The sequence below is a fragment of the Methylomonas koyamae genome (assembly GCF_001644025.1).
Lineage (GTDB): Bacteria > Pseudomonadota > Gammaproteobacteria > Methylococcales > Methylomonadaceae > Methylomonas > Methylomonas koyamae_A.
On sequence record NZ_LUUK01000200.1, the window covers coordinates 13,386 to 31,941 of the forward strand.

At 56.5% G+C, this 18,556-nt stretch carries 15 protein-coding genes; 12 read left to right on the forward strand and 3 right to left on the reverse strand.

All coding sequences use genetic code 11. From position 1 onward, the window contains the following. Positions 1-87 precede the first annotated feature (87 nt). The 7 genes from A1355_RS19700 (at position 88) to A1355_RS19730 (ending at position 7,378) form a co-directional block, all read left to right on the forward strand. Entirely contained in the window at positions 88-666 is a 579-nt protein-coding gene (locus A1355_RS19700) for a DUF502 domain-containing protein (RefSeq protein WP_064030992.1), read from the forward strand. 44 nt (positions 667-710) lie between these two features. Beyond that, the gene (locus A1355_RS19705; protein WP_064030993.1) at positions 711-1,202 is read left to right on the forward strand and encodes a CinA family protein; all 492 of its coding nucleotides are present in this window, start codon (positions 711-713) and stop codon (positions 1,200-1,202) included. A 93-nt stretch (positions 1,203-1,295) separates the two neighbouring features. Beyond that, positions 1,296-3,254 (forward strand): diguanylate cyclase, encoded by a 1,959-nt coding sequence (locus tag A1355_RS19710; protein WP_064030994.1) that lies wholly within the window; start codon positions 1,296-1,298, stop codon positions 3,252-3,254. 84 nt (positions 3,255-3,338) lie between these two features. Beyond that, positions 3,339-4,121, forward strand: coding sequence for a M48 family metallopeptidase (locus A1355_RS19715; protein ID WP_064030995.1), 783 nt, complete (start codon positions 3,339-3,341; stop codon positions 4,119-4,121). Next, a complete protein-coding gene (gene dapC, locus A1355_RS19720; protein ID WP_064030996.1) occupies positions 4,121-5,323 on the forward strand; it encodes a succinyldiaminopimelate transaminase in 1,203 nt (400 codons plus the stop codon). Before A1355_RS19715 ends, dapC begins: the two co-directional genes overlap by 1 nt. 93 nt (positions 5,324-5,416) lie before the next feature. Beyond that, positions 5,417-6,235: a 2,3,4,5-tetrahydropyridine-2,6-dicarboxylate N-succinyltransferase gene (gene dapD / locus A1355_RS19725; protein WP_064031011.1), complete on the forward strand. Its 819-nt coding sequence runs from the start codon at positions 5,417-5,419 to the stop codon at positions 6,233-6,235. Between the two features lie 168 nt (positions 6,236-6,403). Next, positions 6,404-7,378, forward strand: a complete 975-nt coding sequence (locus tag A1355_RS19730) for a hypothetical protein (RefSeq protein WP_064030997.1) — start codon at positions 6,404-6,406, stop codon at positions 7,376-7,378. 343 nt (positions 7,379-7,721) lie between these two features. On the opposite strand, the gene A1355_RS19735 is transcribed toward A1355_RS19730, so the two are convergent. After that, positions 7,722-8,438 carry a hypothetical protein gene (locus tag A1355_RS19735; RefSeq protein WP_064030998.1) on the reverse strand — a complete coding sequence of 239 codons (717 nt, stop codon included), beginning with the start codon at positions 8,436-8,438 and terminating at the stop codon, positions 7,722-7,724. Positions 8,439-9,146: 708 nt separating this feature from the next. Continuing rightward, the gene (locus tag A1355_RS19740) at positions 9,147-11,384 is read right to left on the reverse strand and encodes a putative bifunctional diguanylate cyclase/phosphodiesterase (protein WP_064030999.1); all 2,238 of its coding nucleotides are present in this window, start codon (positions 11,382-11,384) and stop codon (positions 9,147-9,149) included. A 241-nt stretch (positions 11,385-11,625) separates the two neighbouring features. On the opposite strand from A1355_RS19740, the gene A1355_RS19745 reads away from it, so the two are divergent. From A1355_RS19745 to A1355_RS19760, 4 genes are all read left to right on the forward strand, one after another. Further along, positions 11,626-11,868 carry a hypothetical protein gene (locus A1355_RS19745; RefSeq protein ID WP_064031000.1) on the forward strand — a complete coding sequence of 81 codons (243 nt, stop codon included), beginning with the start codon at positions 11,626-11,628 and terminating at the stop codon, positions 11,866-11,868. Between the two features lie 5 nt (positions 11,869-11,873). After that, entirely contained in the window at positions 11,874-12,215 is a 342-nt protein-coding gene (locus A1355_RS19750) for an ArsC family reductase (RefSeq protein WP_064031001.1), read from the forward strand. After that, positions 12,212-13,339, forward strand: a complete 1,128-nt coding sequence (gene dapE, locus A1355_RS19755; protein ID WP_064031002.1) for a succinyl-diaminopimelate desuccinylase — start codon at positions 12,212-12,214, stop codon at positions 13,337-13,339. Before A1355_RS19750 ends, dapE begins: the two co-directional genes overlap by 4 nt. Positions 13,340-13,404: 65 nt before the next feature. After that, complete coding sequence (locus A1355_RS19760) at positions 13,405-14,133, forward strand: TIGR00266 family protein (protein ID WP_064031003.1); 729 nt, start codon at positions 13,405-13,407, stop codon at positions 14,131-14,133. A 12-nt stretch (positions 14,134-14,145) separates the two neighbouring features. On the opposite strand, the gene A1355_RS19765 is transcribed toward A1355_RS19760, so the two are convergent. After that, positions 14,146-16,140 (reverse strand): alpha/beta hydrolase family protein, encoded by a 1,995-nt coding sequence (locus A1355_RS19765; RefSeq protein ID WP_064031004.1) that lies wholly within the window; start codon positions 16,138-16,140, stop codon positions 14,146-14,148. A gap of 238 nt (positions 16,141-16,378) precedes the next feature. Here A1355_RS19765 and A1355_RS19770 point away from each other — a divergent pair, with 238 nt between their 5' ends. Then, positions 16,379-18,280, forward strand: a complete 1,902-nt coding sequence (locus A1355_RS19770; protein ID WP_064031005.1) for a tetratricopeptide repeat protein — start codon at positions 16,379-16,381, stop codon at positions 18,278-18,280. The last annotated feature ends 276 nt before the right edge of the window (positions 18,281-18,556 follow it).

Sequence of the window (18,556 nt, forward strand, 5' to 3'; positions counted from 1 at the left end):
GGGAACCCGATGAGTTTGTATCGCTCGAACAAACCTGATAAAACCTTAGTTTCCTGACAACTATAACTACAAAAAGGTAGGCGCAATATGAAGAAAGTCCTGAACCACACCCTGATCGGCGTACTGGCGTTTATTCCGATCATGGTCATCGTCCAAATCGTCCTGTTCGTCAAAGACCGGCTGACCGATTTATTTCAATTCGTTTACGGCTATTCGGACAACTATCTGGTGACCTTTCTACTATTCGCCGCCAGTTTCGCGACCATTACCTACGTCGGCCACCGGGTCAGCCTGGGCCGATTTTCGATTATCGCGATGTTCGAGCACCTGATCGAGCGGATTCCGCTGCTGAGCACCATCTATCGGGTCACCAAAAAACTGGTCAACATGATCGCCGGACATCAGCTTCAGGAACCGCGCGAAGTGGTTTACGTCGAGTACCCGAAGGAAGGCATTTGGGTACCGGCCTATGTCACCAACAAAACCGACGACCGCTACGTGTTGTTCGTACCGACCTCGCCCAACCCAACCTCCGGCTTCGCGGTGATCGTCCATGAATCGAAAGTAATTAAATCGGAGATGAGCATCGAACAAGTCACCAGCTTCATCATCAGCGTCGGCGCCGATTTCGAAAAAGTCGCCGAAATTAAAAAGCTGCCGAGTTAAACCGGTTCGTTCAACGATAGCGCTCAGCCGACCATTTCCCGACAATGACCGACGGCGCCGACACCCTCGCCGCGCGTTTGGGCGCCGCTTTGAAACGGCGAGGCTGGCGCATCGCCGTCGCCGAATCCTGTACCGGCGGAGGGATTGCCCATGCCATTACCGAGGTTGCCGGTAGCTCGGAATGGTTCGACAGGGGTTTTGTGACCTACAGCAACGCCGCCAAGGCGGAGTTGCTGGGAGTGCCGCAAACGACGTTGGACGGTGCCGGGGCGGTCAGCCCGGAAACCGCGCTGGCGATGGTGGCCGGCGCGCTCAGCCATAGTCAAGCCGATTTGGCCCTGGCGGTCACCGGCATCGCCGGCCCGGGCGGCGGCACGCCGGATAAGCCGGTTGGCTTGGTGTATGTCTCGCTACAAACCAGCGGCCAACCTGCCAGCTGCCAACGTAAACACTTCCAGGGTACCCGCCACGAAATTCGCCAACAAACCGTGGATTTCGCGTTGCAATGGGCTTTACAAACCGCCGCTGTGAGTTAGATATTCCCCTACTTTCGCGCAACTTGTAAGAATTTGCTTACAATTCCCGAGACTCCAACTGCGCAACGCGCCCGAATCGCTGATCCGCACACCATGACTATCGTCCCGGCACTTCAAGCCTTTTTCGGAACCGCCAGCCAAGATCATCGACGCTGGTGGGGACCGGTCGCCGTCGGCATCGCTTACTATTTGGGCGCGGTATTGGGCGTCAAAGCCTCGGTCATGTCCGAGGGCATCGCAATTTTCTGGCCGCCGAACGCATTTCTGCTGGCGGGTTTTTTGCTGAACCCTCTTAGGATGTGGCCCGCCTACGCGCTAGCGGCGGTACCGGCCGAGATCGCCGCGGATCTACCGACCTTCCAACTGCATCAAGCCTTGTTGTTCGTCGCGGTCAACATTCTGGAAGCTCTGATCGCAGCCGGCTTGATTAAGCTCACCTGCCGCTGGCCGTTCAGACTGGACACCCTTCGCCAAGTCGCGATGTTTGGCCTATTCGCTCTGATCGTGGCCAGCGGGGTTGCCGGCCTGTTCGGCGCCGCGGTTTACGTGACGACCTCGGCCGACACGGTCTCTTTTTGGAGCGAATGGCGTATCTGGTGGTTTGGCGACAGCCTGGGACTGCTGACGATCACCCCGGTGTTGTTGGGCTGGCTACAGGTGCAATCGAATCTGTGGGACACGCCCCCGGCCGACAGGCCGTTCGAAGCCGCCTTGTTGTTAGCCGCCACGTTACTGGTCGGCTTGTGGGTTTTCTCGTTGCCGGACTATCTGACTACCCGTTATCCGGCCAGCCCCATCCTGATGTTGCCGCTAACGATCTGGGCCGCGGCCCGCTTCGGACTGCGCGGCGCGGCGTCCCTGAATCTACTGATCGCTATGATCGCAATTGCCGGCACGGTTGCCGGCCGCGGCCATTTCGTGTCGATGAATCAAGCCGACAATGTCCTCCGCTTGCAAGAATATCTGGCGGCCTTGGCGTTTTCATCGTTGGCGCTCGCCGCGCTACTACAAGAATTGCAGCAACAAAACGTCCGGCTGCGCGCACTAAGCCGAGCGGTCGAAACCGTGTATGCCGGCATCGTGATTACCGATCCGACCAGCCAGGACAACCCGATTATTTACGTCAACAAAGGCTTCGAAGCCATCACCGGCTACCGACGCCGCGACGCGATCGGCAGAAACCCGCGCTTCTTACAAGACCCTGGCGCGGATGCTCACAAAATTCAGGCGCTGCGTAGCGCGATAGAACAACGCCAACGCATACGCTGCACGCTGCGCAATCGCCGTAAGAACGGCAGCTTGTTTTACAACCGGATGACGATAGACCCGGTGTTGGACGAAGCGGGGCGCGTTAGCCATTTCATCGGGGTTCTGCACGACATCACCGACATCGTCGCCGGCGAGCAAGCTCTGCGAAACGCCCATCGAGAACTGGAATTGATCAATCTGGACCTGGAAAACCGTATCGAACAACGCACCCGCGAATTGAAATCGGCCAACGAGCAACTGGCAATGCTGGCCGCCACCGATCCGCTGACCGGGGCCTACAATCGCCGCCACTTCATGACCCAAGCCAACGCCGAACTCAAACAGGCAAACCGGCACGGCCGAGCGCTGTCGTTAATCGCACTGGACATCGATCACTTCAAACAGATTAACGACCATCACGGTCACGGCGTTGGCGATCGCATTTTGATCATGTTGACCGAAACCGTGATGCCGATTTTACGGCCACGCGACTTATTCGCCCGTTTCGGCGGCGAGGAGTTTTGCGTATTACTGCCGGAAACCGGCGTCAAGGAAGCCGGCGCAATCGCCGAACGTCTGCGGGCCGCGATCGCCGAACTGAGTTTCTCGAGCGGGAATGCCGCGCCAATTCAATTTACCATCAGTGCCGGCGTCGCCGAATGCCAGCCCCATGCCTTCGATATCGACACGGTACTGGAACTGGCGGATCGCGCGATGTATGTTGCCAAGCAGGCCGGTCGCAATACCGTCAGAATTCATTCGCCCTTGCAAGCCCCGCCCCGACCGGAACCCGAGCCCGCGTAACAACCCTGCCGGCCAAAAAGCTGCCACTCCAGCGCGCCGGTTGGGCTAAAATGCCGGCTCTGTTCATCCTGCGGAAGTTTCGCCATGTTGAAAAAATCCCTGTTTACCGTTCTCGTCGGCTTACTGAGCGCATGCGCCACCAGTCCTACCGGCAGGAGCCAATTCATTTACATGCCCGACAATCAGGTCGATCAAATGGGCTTGCAAGCCTTCGACAGTATGAAGAGCAAAAATCCGATCAGCCGCAACGCCGATTACAACCAGTTTGCGCAATGCGTTGCACTCGACCTGACCCAGCAAACCGGCGGACAGTGGGAAGTCGTGGTCTTCGAAGACGAAACCCTGAACGCGTTCGCCCTGCCCGGCAACAAGATCGGCGTTCACACCGGTCTGATCAAGCTAGTCGACAATCAAGACCAATTGGCGGCGGTAATCGGCCACGAAATCGGTCATGTGCTCTCCCGCCACAGCAACGAACGCTTGTCGCAAGAGACTGCGGTCAGTACCGGACTCTCGATGGTTCAAGCGGTTACCCAACCGCAGACGGCGCTCGGCCAGACGGCCTTGGGTCTACTCGGCGTCGGTGCCCAATACGGCGTGCTGCTACCTTATAGCCGGGTTCACGAAACCGAGGCCGATACGATAGGTTTGGATTTGATGGCTAAAGCCGGCTTCGATCCCCGCCAAAGCATCAATCTATGGAAAAAAATGGACCAAGCCTCGCAAGGCGGCCAGCCTATCGAGTTCATGTCCACGCACCCATCGCACGGTAGCCGCATCGACAATTTGAACCAACACATGAACCACGCTGTTCAACTTCAGCAACAAGCTAGAAGTCAGGGCAAACAACCGCACTGCACCAAATAATGAATCCGTATTTGTCTCAACTGCACCCCTATCCGTTCGAGAAGCTGGCTGCGTTAAAAAACGGCGTTGTGTCCCCTAGCGATCAACCCCATATTGCGCTGTCTATCGGCGAACCCAAACACGCCACGCCGCACTTCATCCAGGAAGCCCTGCTGCGTCATCTGCACGGGCTGACCCAGTATCCGACCACCAAGGGCTTGCCGGAATTGCGTCAGGCGATTGCCGAGTGGACTTGCCGACGCTTCGCGATTCCGGCCGGCGGCGTCGATCCCGAGACTCAGGTACTGCCGGTCAACGGCACCCGCGAGGCCTTATTCTCACTGGCACAGGCTGTGATCGATCCCGCCGCCAAGCCGGTGGTGATCATGCCCAATCCTTTCTACCAGATCTACGAAGGTGCGGCCTTGCTGGCCGGCGCCGAACCGTATTATCTGAACACCACCGAGGAAAACAGCTATCTCCCGGATTTCGACAGCGTGCCGGAAGCGATCTGGCAGCGCTGCCAGCTGATTTTCATCTGTTCGCCCGGCAATCCGACCGGCACGGTGCTGAGCGAGAGTGACCATCTGAAACTGCTGGCGCTGGCCGAAAAGTACGACTTTGTCATCGCCTCCGATGAGTGCTACACCGAACTCTACGACGACGAGGCCAATCCGCCACAAGGCCTGCTGCAAAGCGCCTACGCAGACGGTAATATCGATTTTAAACGCTGCGTGATCTTCCAAAGCCTGTCCAAGCGCTCCAACGCGCCTGGCCTGCGCTCCGGTTTCGTCGCTGGCGACGCCGAGGTGTTGAAACAGTATTTCAAATACCGCACCTACCACGGCTGCCCGATGCCGGTGCCGACCCAACACGCCAGCATCGCCGCCTGGAACGACGAGGAACACGTCAAACACAACCGCCAGTTGTACCGCGACAAGTTCACCGCCTTCATCGATATTTTAAAAGACGTCTGCGAGATCAGCCGGCCGCCGGCCAGCTTCTATGTCTGGCTGAAGACACCAATTGATGACTGTGAATTTGCTAAACAATTGTTTGCCCAGCAGAACATTACGGTGTTACCGGGAAGTTATTTGTCGCGCGACAGCGGCGGCATTAATCCCGGTGCCTACCATGTCCGTATCGCCTTGGTTGCGCCTATCGAGGAATGTGTCGAGGCGGCGCAACGCATTAAAGTTTTTCTCAATGAAAACACCGCGTAGGATGTGCTGAACAACGTGAAGCGTATCGCGAACGATGCGCCTCCTTACGTCGGCATATCCTACATTTGTTTAATCCTTAAACTTAAGAAAACCATGTCAAACCTGGAAACCATCATCAACGACGCCTTCGAAAACCGCGCCGAAATCAGCCCGTCCACCGTCTCATCGGAAGTTCGCTACGCGGTCGCCACCGCATTGAACATGCTGGACAAGGGCGAAGCGCGCGTTGCCGAGAAAAAAGACGGCGACTGGGTCACCAACCAGTGGCTGAAAAAAGCCGTGCTGCTGTCGTTCCGCATCAACGAAAACAAAGTCATCGAGAGCGGCGACGTGCGCTATTACGACAAAGTGCCGACCAAATTCGGTCAATACAGCGAAGCCGATTTTGCTCAAGCCGGCGTCCGCGTGGTGCCCAACGCAGTAGCCCGTTACGGTTCCTACATTGCACCCGGTGCGATCCTGATGCCGTCCTACGTCAACATCGGCGCTTACGTCGATAGCGGCACGATGGTCGATACTTGGGTAACGGTCGGGTCTTGCGCACAAATCGGTAAAAACGTGCATTTATCCGGCGGCGTCGGCATCGGCGGCGTGTTGGAACCCTTGCAAGCCAACCCGACCATCATCGGCGATAACTGCTTCATCGGCGCCCGCTCCGAAATCGTCGAAGGCGTGATCGTCGAAGACAACTGTGTGGTCTCGATGGGTGTCTACATCGGCCAAAGCACCAAGATCTTCAACCGGATGACCGGTGAAGTCAGCTACGGTCGCATCCCGGCCGGCTCCGTGGTCGTTTCCGGTAACCTGCCATCCAAAGACGGCAGCCACAGCTTGTATTGCGCGGTGATCATCAAACAAGTAGACGAGAAAACCCGTAGCAAAACCGGGATTAATGAGCTGTTGCGGGATTGATCGTCCTCGGTACTAAACTTTCTCCCGTGCGCCTCACGCGTTAAGATACGAAGCGCACGGACATCGATTGGGACTCCAACTGGAATACAAAGTGGGACAGCCGAATCCCAGCCATATAGACCAAACAGCATTTTTTAATCCGAATGCCAAATACTTTAAGGAATAGTCATGCGGGTAGCGATCTTAGCGAAAAACGATTTTCGTAGTCCGCGATTTTTGGCCGAAAGCCTGACCCGAATGCTAACTAAGCTGGGTGTGGAGTTTGGCTACTTCCCGAATGCACTCGCGCAATTGGAAGCGATGTCTGAACGAGGCGCATCGACCCGGCATCGTTTCAAAGCAATTTGGGCGGATTTGCAAGGCATCACCAACACCTTACGTAGCTTTGACATTATCATCGTATCCGACACGATAGGAATCTTAGGCCGCCCACAAATCCTCCGCCCACTAAAACAACTCGACAAACCATTATTGTTCTACGAGGTTTTCGCTTACCAAGGCGCCCAATTTTGGCGGGACAAATTCGGGCCTACGGCACACCATATATTCGACGGATTGTTGACGGTTAGCGGCATTCACGACATCGAACCATTAACAGATCGCCCGATATTCGAAATCGGTCTGGACATCACGCCACAAGCGGCTTTCTTAGCACAGCGACCTTTGACGGCAATGATCGATTTTCCTCGAGAAGGTTACACTGCAGCGCGGCAGACCCAGCTGGAAGCACTTCAAACCCTAAATATTCCGGCTCTGGAATTGCGAGGTGAATACACTTTTAGCGAAATCGAAGCCATTTACGCCCAAGTGGGTGTCGCTTTCGTCGCATTTCCAGAGGCCTTTGGCTTACCGATCGTACAAATCCAATATCAAGGTGGATATATCGCCAGCCCTGCTGCAAGTTGGGTTAAACGCCACTCCTTACTTTCGAACGGTCGCGTCTATCTCGAGGACAGCGACCGGAAATCATTCTCCAATAATTTTTTGATTTACGGTTCCAAAGACGAGTTGATCGAACAGCTAATCTCAATTAAAAACAATTACGACCCTTGGGCCGTCAGACAAACCATCCTAGAACAACAACCCCAATATATCCACGGCAATTTGAATGCTCTTTGCCGAGCCTTAAAATCCTGTATTTAGTATTCATTCAGCGTGATTTAAAAATAAAACTTGACAGGCTTTTCATAAAGAAGCCATTTCAAGACGGCGTCGTCTGAAAGGCAAGAAATCCACTGTTTACTCGAGCATATCGCATGTACATAGTTTAACCTTGCTTGCGCGATTGCCTAGCCATTCGTTACCGTAAGCTACATGAAAACCAACCTCGAAGGCTAAATTCGGCTTTTCAAACCGGCCTTATAATCACCAATTCAACACCTGCCAGGGCTTCATCTTGACGGTCGACAACATTGCCCTGGATGCCACGACCAAAAAAGTGCGGCGATTACTCGCCTTTCCTTTTCGCTTCCCAGCAATTAAGCGACTATTTCAGAAAACCCAATCGTTCCGCGTGAATTGTAAATGTCATCGCAAATTCCTCACCCTCGCTTAGGCTAAACGGTGCAGGTAAACCATCCGCGCCGAAACGACAACCGATGATAGGCTCGATGCAAACATACTCGGTACTTTTATCGCTCCACACGCCATACGCCAAACACAGCCCTTCCCGTAGCGGTGACAAACCACAGGTCATTGCCACGGTATAATCGGCGGTACGAATTGTTGCCGGCTCCGCCAACGATGCCGCGTGGTGAACTTGCAGTTGATCGTGCGGCATCTCCGCGATGTCGATGTGCTCGGCGCCGATGTCGATAACACTGCCCGGCGAGACCGAAAAATAGGGATGAAACCCCGGCCGGATCCAAGCAATATCGGATAACGCTCGAATACGACAGGAGACCGTCAAGACTTTTCCGCCCAATCCGGCGTGCTCCGTCCAATCGGTGATCACTTCGACCTTGCCCCAATCGGTTTCGGCCGTGCCAGCCAAAGTTTTCCGGTGCGGCAAGGTGTTATCACAAGGGGTAATTCGGTATTCGCCATGTTTGATGGCAAACGGCGGCGGCAACGCTTCGAAATTCGGTATACATAAATAAACACCTCCACGCGAACCGCCATCCTGTTTATTCTGCAATGGGGCAATAACATCGGTGTCTTCCAACGGCCAATCGATTAATGTGCCTGTATCGTTAAAGTTCATAGTTAACAGCGCATCCTTTTCTAAGGTGTAATAAATTCAATCTTATAGCAATAATAAACAATGACTCCGCCAACCCATTCGAAATGTCCGGCAAATTAAGAAATCCAAAGCCTTGCATTTTTTACGGGGTTATTTTTTATTCTCGGTGCCGCGCGAAAGAGTTGCGTGAGGGTTCCGGGATGTTCCGGTCACGGAAAAGCGTAATTAATGCGACCAAAATGAGACACACTTTCTCAATGTCAATTTACCGGCCAGATCCATCCCGGCTCTGAAAGAATCACAATAGTAAAAACCGATTCAAACAAACCCCATAAAATAAAAACTTAAAATCGGAATGTTACGCTCAATATCGACAGGATAAACACCAAAAACCGTGGCAACAGGTATTATTCGAGGCTGAATGGTTTTCCGAATATTCCATTTACGGCATCTATGTTGAAGAGATTCTAAAACCCGCTAATATTCGCTTAATGACGACTCCGATTTATCAAGGCATCTGGAGTCAACAAGATTTCGAAAACCTCATTGCCGGAAATCTGCAACTCGACCCATCCGTGGTGTGTATAGCCGTGCAATCGAATTTATCGATAGCTCCGGAGGAGTATAGCGATCGACTTGACGACTTTCTTCGACATCAACAATAAGCGGTATTCACTCGACGCTGTCGAAGACTTGCAAACGCCTGAACCCAACCGGGTTGGTCGAGAATTAGCCAACCTTAGCCAACATAGTCTCGAAATCCGCTACGCTCAACGGCTTGGCAAACCAATAGCCCTGGGCGAAATCGCAGCCGGCCGCGCTTAACAAGTCTCGCTGTTCTCGAGTTTCGACGCCCTCGGCTATCACTTGCATCCCCAAGCGGTGCGCCATCGTCACGATGGCTTCGCAGAGTACCAGATCGCTGGAGTCCGGCGCCAGATTACGGACAAACGATTGGTCGATTTTCAAGTAATCGATGTCGAACTTTTTTAAATACGACAACGATGAATAACCGGTACCGAAGTCGTCGATCGCTACTTGGATACCGGCATCCCGAAACGCCAATAGTTTGTTTGAAACCTGCTCGTCCGCATCCAGCAGCAAGCCTTCGGTGATCTCGACCACGATGCTGTGCCCGGATAAACCCAAGCCGACCAAATACCCCACCCAGTCTTCGTCACCCTTGAATTGCAGCGGCGACTTGTTCACGCTGATTTGAAAATCGGCGCCATACGCGGCTTGCCAGGCCGCGACCTGTTCGACCGCGCGCTCGAACACCCAGCCGCCTATCTCCCGGATCAAGCGGGTTTCCTCCGCCAGTGGAATGAATTCGGCCGGACTGATGAACCCGCGTTGCGGATGTTGCCAACGGATCAAGGCCTCGGCCTTGCGAATTCGCCCGGTCGCTAGCTCGACAATAGGCTGATAAACCAAATGAAATTGATCGCGCACCAAGGCCTCGCGCAAATCGCTGGAAGTCCTGGAACGATGTTCGGCGGCGATTTGCAGGGCTGGCGTAAAATAGCGCCAGGCATTGCGCCCCTGGTTCTTGGCGGCGTACATGGCCTGATCGGCATATTTCAGCAGAGCGTCGATGCCGACGGCATCGTCCGGGAACAGGGCGATACCGATACTGGCGGACAGATAACTGGCGGCCCCATCCAGCACGAAAGGCGCGGCCAATGTATCCAAAAACGTTTGCGCGGTTTGCTCGACGCATGCGTTGTCGGCAATGTCGGGCAAGATCAACGTGAACTCGTCGCCGCCCAACCGAGCCAATACGCTATTTTGACCGGCACAAGCCTGCAAACGCTCGCCGGCGGCCTTTAGCAGAGCGTCGCCATAGGCATGGCCAACCGTGTCGTTGACTTCCTTAAAATGATCCAGATCGATCAACAGCAACGCCAACCGGCCTCCGTTGTGGAGGGCCGCTTTGATCGCTTGTTCCAGACGGTCGTAAAAACGGTTGCGGTTCGGCAAGCCGGTCAACGCATCGTAATTCGCTTGCCGCCAAATGATTTCATCACTACGTTTCTTGTCGCTGAGGTCGGAAAAGATGCCCAGATAGTGACCCAGCTTTCCGTCTCCGCCGTTGATCGCGGTAATGCTTAGCCATTCGGGATAAACCCGACCGTCGCGGGCTTTATTCCAGATTTCGCCTTGCCAATAACCGTTGGCGGCCAAGCTTTGCCACATTTTTTGGTAAAACGCGGGACCGTGCCGTCCAGCCGATAGCAGCGACGGATTCTTGCCCTTGACTTGGTCGAGCGCGTATCCGGTAATGCGGGTAAATGCTCGGTTGACCGAAACGATGCGGTTGCCGGCATCGGTGATCATGATCCCTTCGGTACTGTACTCGAACACCTTACCGGCCAGATGCAGCTGTTCATTGGCTCTGCGCTGCTCCAGCACGATGCCGACAATGAAAGCGCCGATTTCCAACAACTTGTGATGGAACGGGCTAGGCAGGCGATGTTCGAAGCTGGACAGCGCGAACGAACCGATCACCCGACCGCCCTTGCCTCGTATCGGCATCGACCAACAGGCACCGATGTTGAAATTGCAGGCCAGTTGGCGAAGGTCCTCCCAACGCGGGTCGGTATGGGTATTTTCGACGAAAACCGGTTCTCGCCGAAATACCGCGTTCCCGCAAGAACCCGCACCAGGTCCAGGTCGCAAACCGTTCAGTTGGGCGACGCCCTCGACCGGAACACTGGGCGCCGCGAACACGTGCAAACGTTGGCCTTCGTCGTCCAATAACATCACCGAAGCGACCGCATTGGGCAACAACTGCTCTTCCAGCAAACAAATTTGCCGACACACTTCGACGGCATCGTAACCCAGGGCCACCAACCGCAGAATATCCTGCTGCAATTGCAAGATACGGGCTTGATCGCCGCAATCTAATGCCATGTATTCGACACCTTGATTTGTTGCCTGAAATTCGCTGCCAGGATGGGTTTGCATGCTACTGTCGAGAGACTCCTTAACCGGCCGGCCAAGCGCCACAGCCTTATACCGGGCATTTTCGCATGATTTGTAGCGTTTTTTCGATATACCTCCGAAGGGTGGCTCCAAAAACGGGCAAGCGCCGCCACCCGGAAAATGGTACTCTAGCGGCAATCTGTTCAAGGATTCTCGCCCGACGCACGGAGCGTCCCGCCAACAGCAAACATTCCTTTCCGATCAACTCAATTCGAATCTAGCCATGGCCGAAAACATCTCCAATAACGCACTCATCCTCGCCCTGCTGTCGCTGAACGGCGAAATTGCAATTCAAAAAGACTATCTGGACTCCGGCGAAATCCCGGAAGACGAAGTCGCCGACGAGGAAGAAGTCCTCGACGACCTCGAACAAGCCTTCATGGAATTCGTCGACGTCTACAAAGCTCGCGCCAAGGCCGACGAAACCCTGCCTAGCCTGGAAGAATTGCTGGCCGGAGACGCCTGACAGCCATGCTCGTGCTTTACGGAATCAAAAACTGCGATACCGTCAAGAAGGCGCGCGCCTGTCTGGACGGACGCGGCGTGAATTACCGCTTCCACGATTTCCGAGTTGACGGCTTGGATGAAGCCCTGCTGCGACGCTTTGTCGCCCACGCCGGCTGGAACACGGTGTTGAATCAGCGCAGCACCAGCTGGCGCTCGTTGAGCGACGCGCAAAAAGCCGATCTGGACGAAACCAAGGCCGTGGCGCTGATGCTGGAATTGCCGACGCTAATCAAGCGGCCGATACTCGACGACGGGCAACAATTGATCGTCGGCTTCGCCGCCGATCGTTATCCAAGCGCATCATGAGCGAAACCCTGACTTTGCTGCAGGCGTTGATTCGCCGAGCCTCGGTGACGCCCGCCGATGCCGGTTGCCAGGACGTCTTGGCCGAACGCCTAGCTCCGCTGGGCTTTAAGGACGAGCGTCTGAATTTCGGCGACACCCAAAATTTGTGGCTGCGTAAAGGCACCCAGGCACCGCTACTAGTGTTCCTCGGCCACACCGACGTAGTGCCGCCCGGCCCGCTGGAGAAGTGGGACAGTCCGCCGTTCGAGCCAACGCTACGCGACGGCAAACTCTACGGTCGCGGCAGCGCCGACATGAAGGGCAGCATCGCCGCCTTCGTCACCGCTGTGGAAGGTTTTATCGCCGAACACCCCGAGCATCGCGGCTCGATCGCGCTGTTGATGACCAGCGACGAAGAGGGGCCGGCCACCGACGGCGTGGTCAAGGTCGTCGAAGCTCTGCAAGGCCGCGGCGAAACCATGGACTGGTGCCTGGTCGGCGAGCCGTCCAGCGCGGCCAAACTCGGCGACGTGATACGGGTCGGCCGGCGCGGTTCCTTGAATGCCAAACTGACAGTGTTCGGCATTCAGGGTCACGTTGCCTACCCGGAGCTGGCCGACAACCCAATTCATCGTTTCGCGCCGGCCTTGCAGGCGCTGACCGAGGAAATCTGGGACCACGGCAACGCCTTCTTCCCGCCAACCCGCTTGCAGGTCTCCAACTTGACTTCGGGTACCGGCGCCGAAAACGTGATTCCGGGCGAACTGGTCGCCCAATTCAATTTGCGGTTCAGCACCGAACTGGACGAAGCCACGATCAAGACCCGCACCGCCGAGATTCTGGACCGCTTCGGTTTACGCTATCAACTGGACTGGCGCTTATCGGGCCATCCGTTTCTGACCGCCCAAGGCGAATTGAAAGAAGCCACCCATGCGGCTATCGAACACATTTGCGGTTATAAGACCCGAGACGACACCGGCGGCGGCACCTCCGACGGCCGCTTCGTTGCTCCGACCGGCGCCCAAGTCATCGAATTGGGCCCGATCAACGCCAGCATCCACAAAATCAACGAACACATCGATCTGGCCGATCTGGAGCGTCTGAGTTCGCTCTACCGACAAATTCTGATCAATCTACTGGCCTGATCCGGTTCCGGTCGGCATCCGGCTGGCCGGCCAACCATTCAGCCACTATCCCCGAGGAGGACAGCATGCGTTGCCACGAAGTCGATTACCACATTGTCGGCCATGACATACAAATGGTCGAAATCGAACTGGACCCCAACGAAACCGTGATCGCCGAAGCCGGCGCGATGACCTACATGGAGCAGGACATCGACTTCGAAACCAAGATGGGCGACGGCTCCGGCGGCGTGATGGACAAGTTGTTCGGCCTGGGCAAGCGCATGCTGACCGGCGAATCGGTGTTCCTGACCCACTTCAGCAATCGCGGCGGTCAAAAGCGCAAGGTGGCCTTTTCCGCGCCGTTTCCCGGCTCGGTGATCCCGCTGAATCTGGCCGAGCTTGGCGAGGAAGTCATCTGCCAGCGCACCGCCTTTCTGGCCGCCGCCTTCGGCACCCAGGTGGACATCGCCTTCAACAAACGCCTGGGCAGCGGCTTTTTCGGCGGCGAAGGCTTTATTCTGGAGCGCTTGCGCGGTGACGGCATGGCCTTCATTCATGCCGGCGGCACCATCGTCCGCAAGGATCTGCGCAACGAAACCCTGCGTTTGGATACCGGCTGCCTGGTGGCTTTCAGCGGCGATATCGACTACGGTATCGCGATGAGCGGCGGTTTGAAAAGCATGCTGTTCGGCGGCGAAGGCTTGTTTCTGGCAACGCTGTCCGGCACCGGCTCGGTGTGGGTGCAAAGCATGCCGTTCTCGCGCCTGGCCGAACGAGTGCTTAGCCAGTCCCGGCCGATTCAGGACAGCGAATAAGCCAAAACCCGGCTAGCGAAAACGCCGCAAAAACGCGTCCATTTCGCCGAAAAACCGCAAGCGGTCTTCCTCGCGGGTCAGATAATGATCCGCGTCTTCCATTTCGACGTAGCGCACATCCTTAAAACCGGCACTGGCCAACGCGTCGGCCATGTCCCGCGAATGGCCGACATTGACGGTCCAGTCGCCGACCCCGTGCGCCAACAGCAGCGGCGTGTGCAAACGGGCGGCTTGCTCGACCGGAGAAGTATCCTTCAAACGCGCCCTATCGCTCCACCAATGGCCCAAGGTTTTTTCGGCCATTTCGGCGCGCAAGCGATGATCCTGCCAACGCATGTCGCCCCACTCGTCCAGCAAGCGTCGTAAATCGGTGACCGGTGCCAGACTGACCGCGCAACGGTACAGCTCCGGGGTTTTGATCGCCCCCATCAATGCGGCATAACCGCCGTAACTGGCGCCGACGATGCAGACTTTCGCCGGATCGACCAATTTTTGCTCGGTCAACCAGCGTACGCCGTCGGTAATGTCGTCCTGCATTTCCAGGCCCCAACGCCGAAATCCGGCAGTCTCGAAGTCGTTACCGTAACCGGCCGACCCCCGAAAATTCAACTGCAGCACGGTCCAGCCGCGATCGGCCAGAAATTGCGTCCACGGATTGAAGCCGTGACTGTCTCGCGACCACGGCCCGCCGTGCGGGAACACGACGGCCGGGCCGGCGGTGGTGCCGGCTTGGCGCGGCTTGGTTAAATAGCCTTCCAGCTCCAAACCGTCACGCGCCTTGAAATGCACGATTTCAGATGCCGCCAACGTTTGATTCGCGAGCAGTGGGTAGCTGTCGATCAGCCGCCCCATTTGATTGTTATGCATGTTTAACCAGTAATAGGCCGGCGCGTGCGATGGTCCCGACGACAATACGATGACTTGGTTGCCGGCGCTGCTGATCACCGCGTTATCCCGATCCGGCAAGGCTTGATCGATCTTGGCCTGTGCCAAGCGGGCATCCTCGTCCCAAAACACCGACTTCGCGGTGGCGGCCCGGTAATGCACGCCGAGCACCCGATTGCCGGCCGACGAATACATCAAACCGCCCGTCACGTCGTAGCGCGGGTCGGCGTATACCAGTTCCGGAGCGCTCTTGGGCGCGGACAAATGCATCCGAAAGATCGCCGACCGCCCCTGATAGGGGCCGCGTAAATACAGGATATCCGGGTCGGCGTCGAAGCCCAAGGGCTGCATGCCGTCTTCGTTCACCGCGTCATGCTCGAATAATGTTTGCCAATCGCCGCCCGCCGCGGAGCGATACACAATCCGCTCGGTACTGCCTCCGACCAAGCCCAGGCCGACCCGAACGTGGCCTTGCAAATCAGCCAGCCAACGCCTGACATAACCGGGGTTGCCGGCCACGGTTTCCCGCTCGCCACTGTAAACATCCAAACGAAACACGTCAGGCGCGCCTTGCTGGCGTTCGTCCAGCATCAGCAAGATGTGACGCTCATCGCCGGGGATCAAGGCGTAGGCATCCTGAAATTGCGGAATATGCCGCCGACCGCCGAACACCGGGTCTTGAAACCTGACCAGATCGCTCTTTAGCTCGCTGCCGTCGCGGTTAATCGCAAACAAGCGAGTCTGGGTGAACTTCAAATCGGACACCCGATCCGGATACCACATCCTGACCAACAGCCGTTGATTGTTAACCCAGGTAAAGCCGCGTATATGGTATTTCTGGTTATCGGACGTAATCACCACCCGACTATCGCCGCCGCTACGATTTTGGGTAACCAGTGCACTATGGCCGTCGGTATTTTGAATAAAGGCCAGATAATCGCCGCTGGGCGACAGCGTCAAATCCTCGATCAGCGGCAAGGCCGCAAAGGCCTTAACCGGCAACTCGCCAGGTCTCGCGGCCGCCACCGGCAAAGGTTCGTTCGCCGGCCGGGAACCGCCGCAAGCCACCAACCCAACCAGCCACGGAATCAGCGCCACGCGGCGCGCGAATCGTCCTTTCACAGTCACTCCTACACGGTTAAACATCATCGGCCGCCAGTGCGGGCCGGCGCATTCTAACAAACCTGGCAGCCTAGTTAGGCCGTTATTTTTACCGCCGTTTAGATGCCGGCCCGGAGCGGGTTCGCAATTGTTCCAGTCCGACCTCGCCTGGCCAGAGCGGAAAACGCCAAGATTTCGCAACCTGGTCTAAGCTACTAACAATTTAACTAGGCTGCCGGCAATCCGGCAATTAACTGCCATGACTGATATCGATCCCGATTTTCCGCCACCCGAGCCGACGTCGCTACGTCTGATGTTATTACTTCTGCTGCTGGGCTTGACCGCCGGCCTAGCGCTGGCCTGGACCTTTTTACAACCCGCCTCGGCGCCGGAGCCGCCGACCCGCATCATTCAACCGATCTTGCCGCCACCCGCGCCCACCTCGACCTTGGATATCGCAACCGAAGCCGATAAATTACTGGCCGGCCGCGACATCGTTCCCACGCTGGCCGACCAAGCCGCGCAAGCCAGGCAAGCCCTGCTCGCCGGCGATTTCGCCGCCGCCGGCCGGGCATTGGAAGTCCAATTAACGCAAAGCCGCATCCAGGACTGGGGCTTTGCCCCTTTCGACCGCTTCGTCAAGCTGATGGTCGTACCCGGCAATACCGCGCTGCTGCAACGCCTGGACCAATGGTTGGCGCAAGACCAACCGCCGGCCCTAGCCTACTTGCTGCGCGCCCAATACCATTACGACACCGGCTGGCGCATCCGCGGCCACGACTACGCCGCCAAAGTCTCCATGCGGCACAGAGGCGGCTTCGAGGTCGAGAACTCGCTGGCCGCCACCGACATCGCTCAAGCCATCGCCCGCGACGACGCCAATCCCTATAGCCGCTATTTGCTGCTGGCCATCCTGCAAGGCTACGGCAACTCGCTGGCGATGGACGGCGCCTTTCGTCTGGCGATCCGCCGCTTCCCGGACTACTACCCGCTCTACCGGGTGCAACTGAATACCTTGACGCCCAAATGGGGCGGCTCGGTGGCCGAGATGCTGGCGTTTACTCAGGAGTACGTCGATTCGGCCGCCGCCATATCGCCATTGAAACTGCTGTATTTGAATCTCTACGAAGATCTGCTGGATATTGCCGGGGCCGAATGCTTTGCGCTGGCGCCGGAAAAACGCGCCGATTGTATCGATCAGGCCCTGCGCAACGTGGCGGCCGGCCGGGACCTGCAAGCCGACATCCGCCAAGCGCTAGCCTTGTATACCCCGCAAAACAGCCTGACCTTCGGCGCCGCGCTGGAACCCATCCTGGCCGGTATCGCCCGCACCGAAGGCAACGAACGTCAAGCCAACAACCTGTTGCAACTGACCGCCGAAAGCATGGGCCACAACATCGAACTGGCCGCGACCGACACCAGTCGCAACCACTTCATGTTGGACCAACAGATCGGCGCGGTTTGGTACCGAGCCGGCCATTACGCCAACGCCGAAACCCTGTACCGACGGGCGCTGGCCGACCTGGACCGCACTGCGTTTCCAAACGCAACCCAGAAAAATGCGGCAACCGCCGCCATTTACGACCGCTTGGCCGGCATTTACAACGCCAATAAACAATACGAACAAGTCCTCGTCTATCAAAGCGCCGCCGAAAAGCTGGCGGGGATTTATCGCAAGGACTGGAGCCATTTGCAATGCACCGCGCTGGTCAAATTGAAGCGCTATCAAGAGGCGGTGCGCGCCTGCGGTGCGCAGATCGACCGCGGCAACGACTGGCAAGCGTTGTCCCGGCGCGGCGAAGCTTACGAGGCGCTGGGCCAGACCGACGCCGCGCTGGCCGATTATGCCGAAGTCGCAAACTCCGAACATGACGGCCGCGCCTATGCCGCCATCCAGATCTCGGTGCTTTACGCCAAGCGCAACGATATGCCGAACATGCTGGCCACGTTAAACCGCTACGACTTCTTATACGACGCCGACCAAGTATCCAGACAGGACGTAGCGATCGCCTACAACAACCGCTGCTACGCCAAAATGCAATTGGGACAGAACGAAGCCGCACTGAAAGACTGCGACGCCTCGCTGGAGTACGGCAATCTGCCGGATGCCCGCGCCAAGCAACAAGACTTGCAAAAGCGCCTGTCGGCCGGCCGGGTTTAACCCAAGGTATACCAATCTTGCGGACATAAAAAAGCCCACGTAAAGTGGGCTTCGTCCGGTGTTGTTTTTTATGTTTTCTGGACGCCTACCGCCAATGCCGATAGGTTAATTGCTTGCGCTCTTATTATTATTGTACCGTTTACACGGTTGCGTTCTCCCCCCTCAAAAGACGCCGAGCTTTTGGCTCGTTTTGACCTAAGTCAAGGTTGGCGCATTCTAGTGAACTAAAACCGCTTTGTCCAGAAAAAGTGCGGCAATTTGTCGCATCTTTATTTC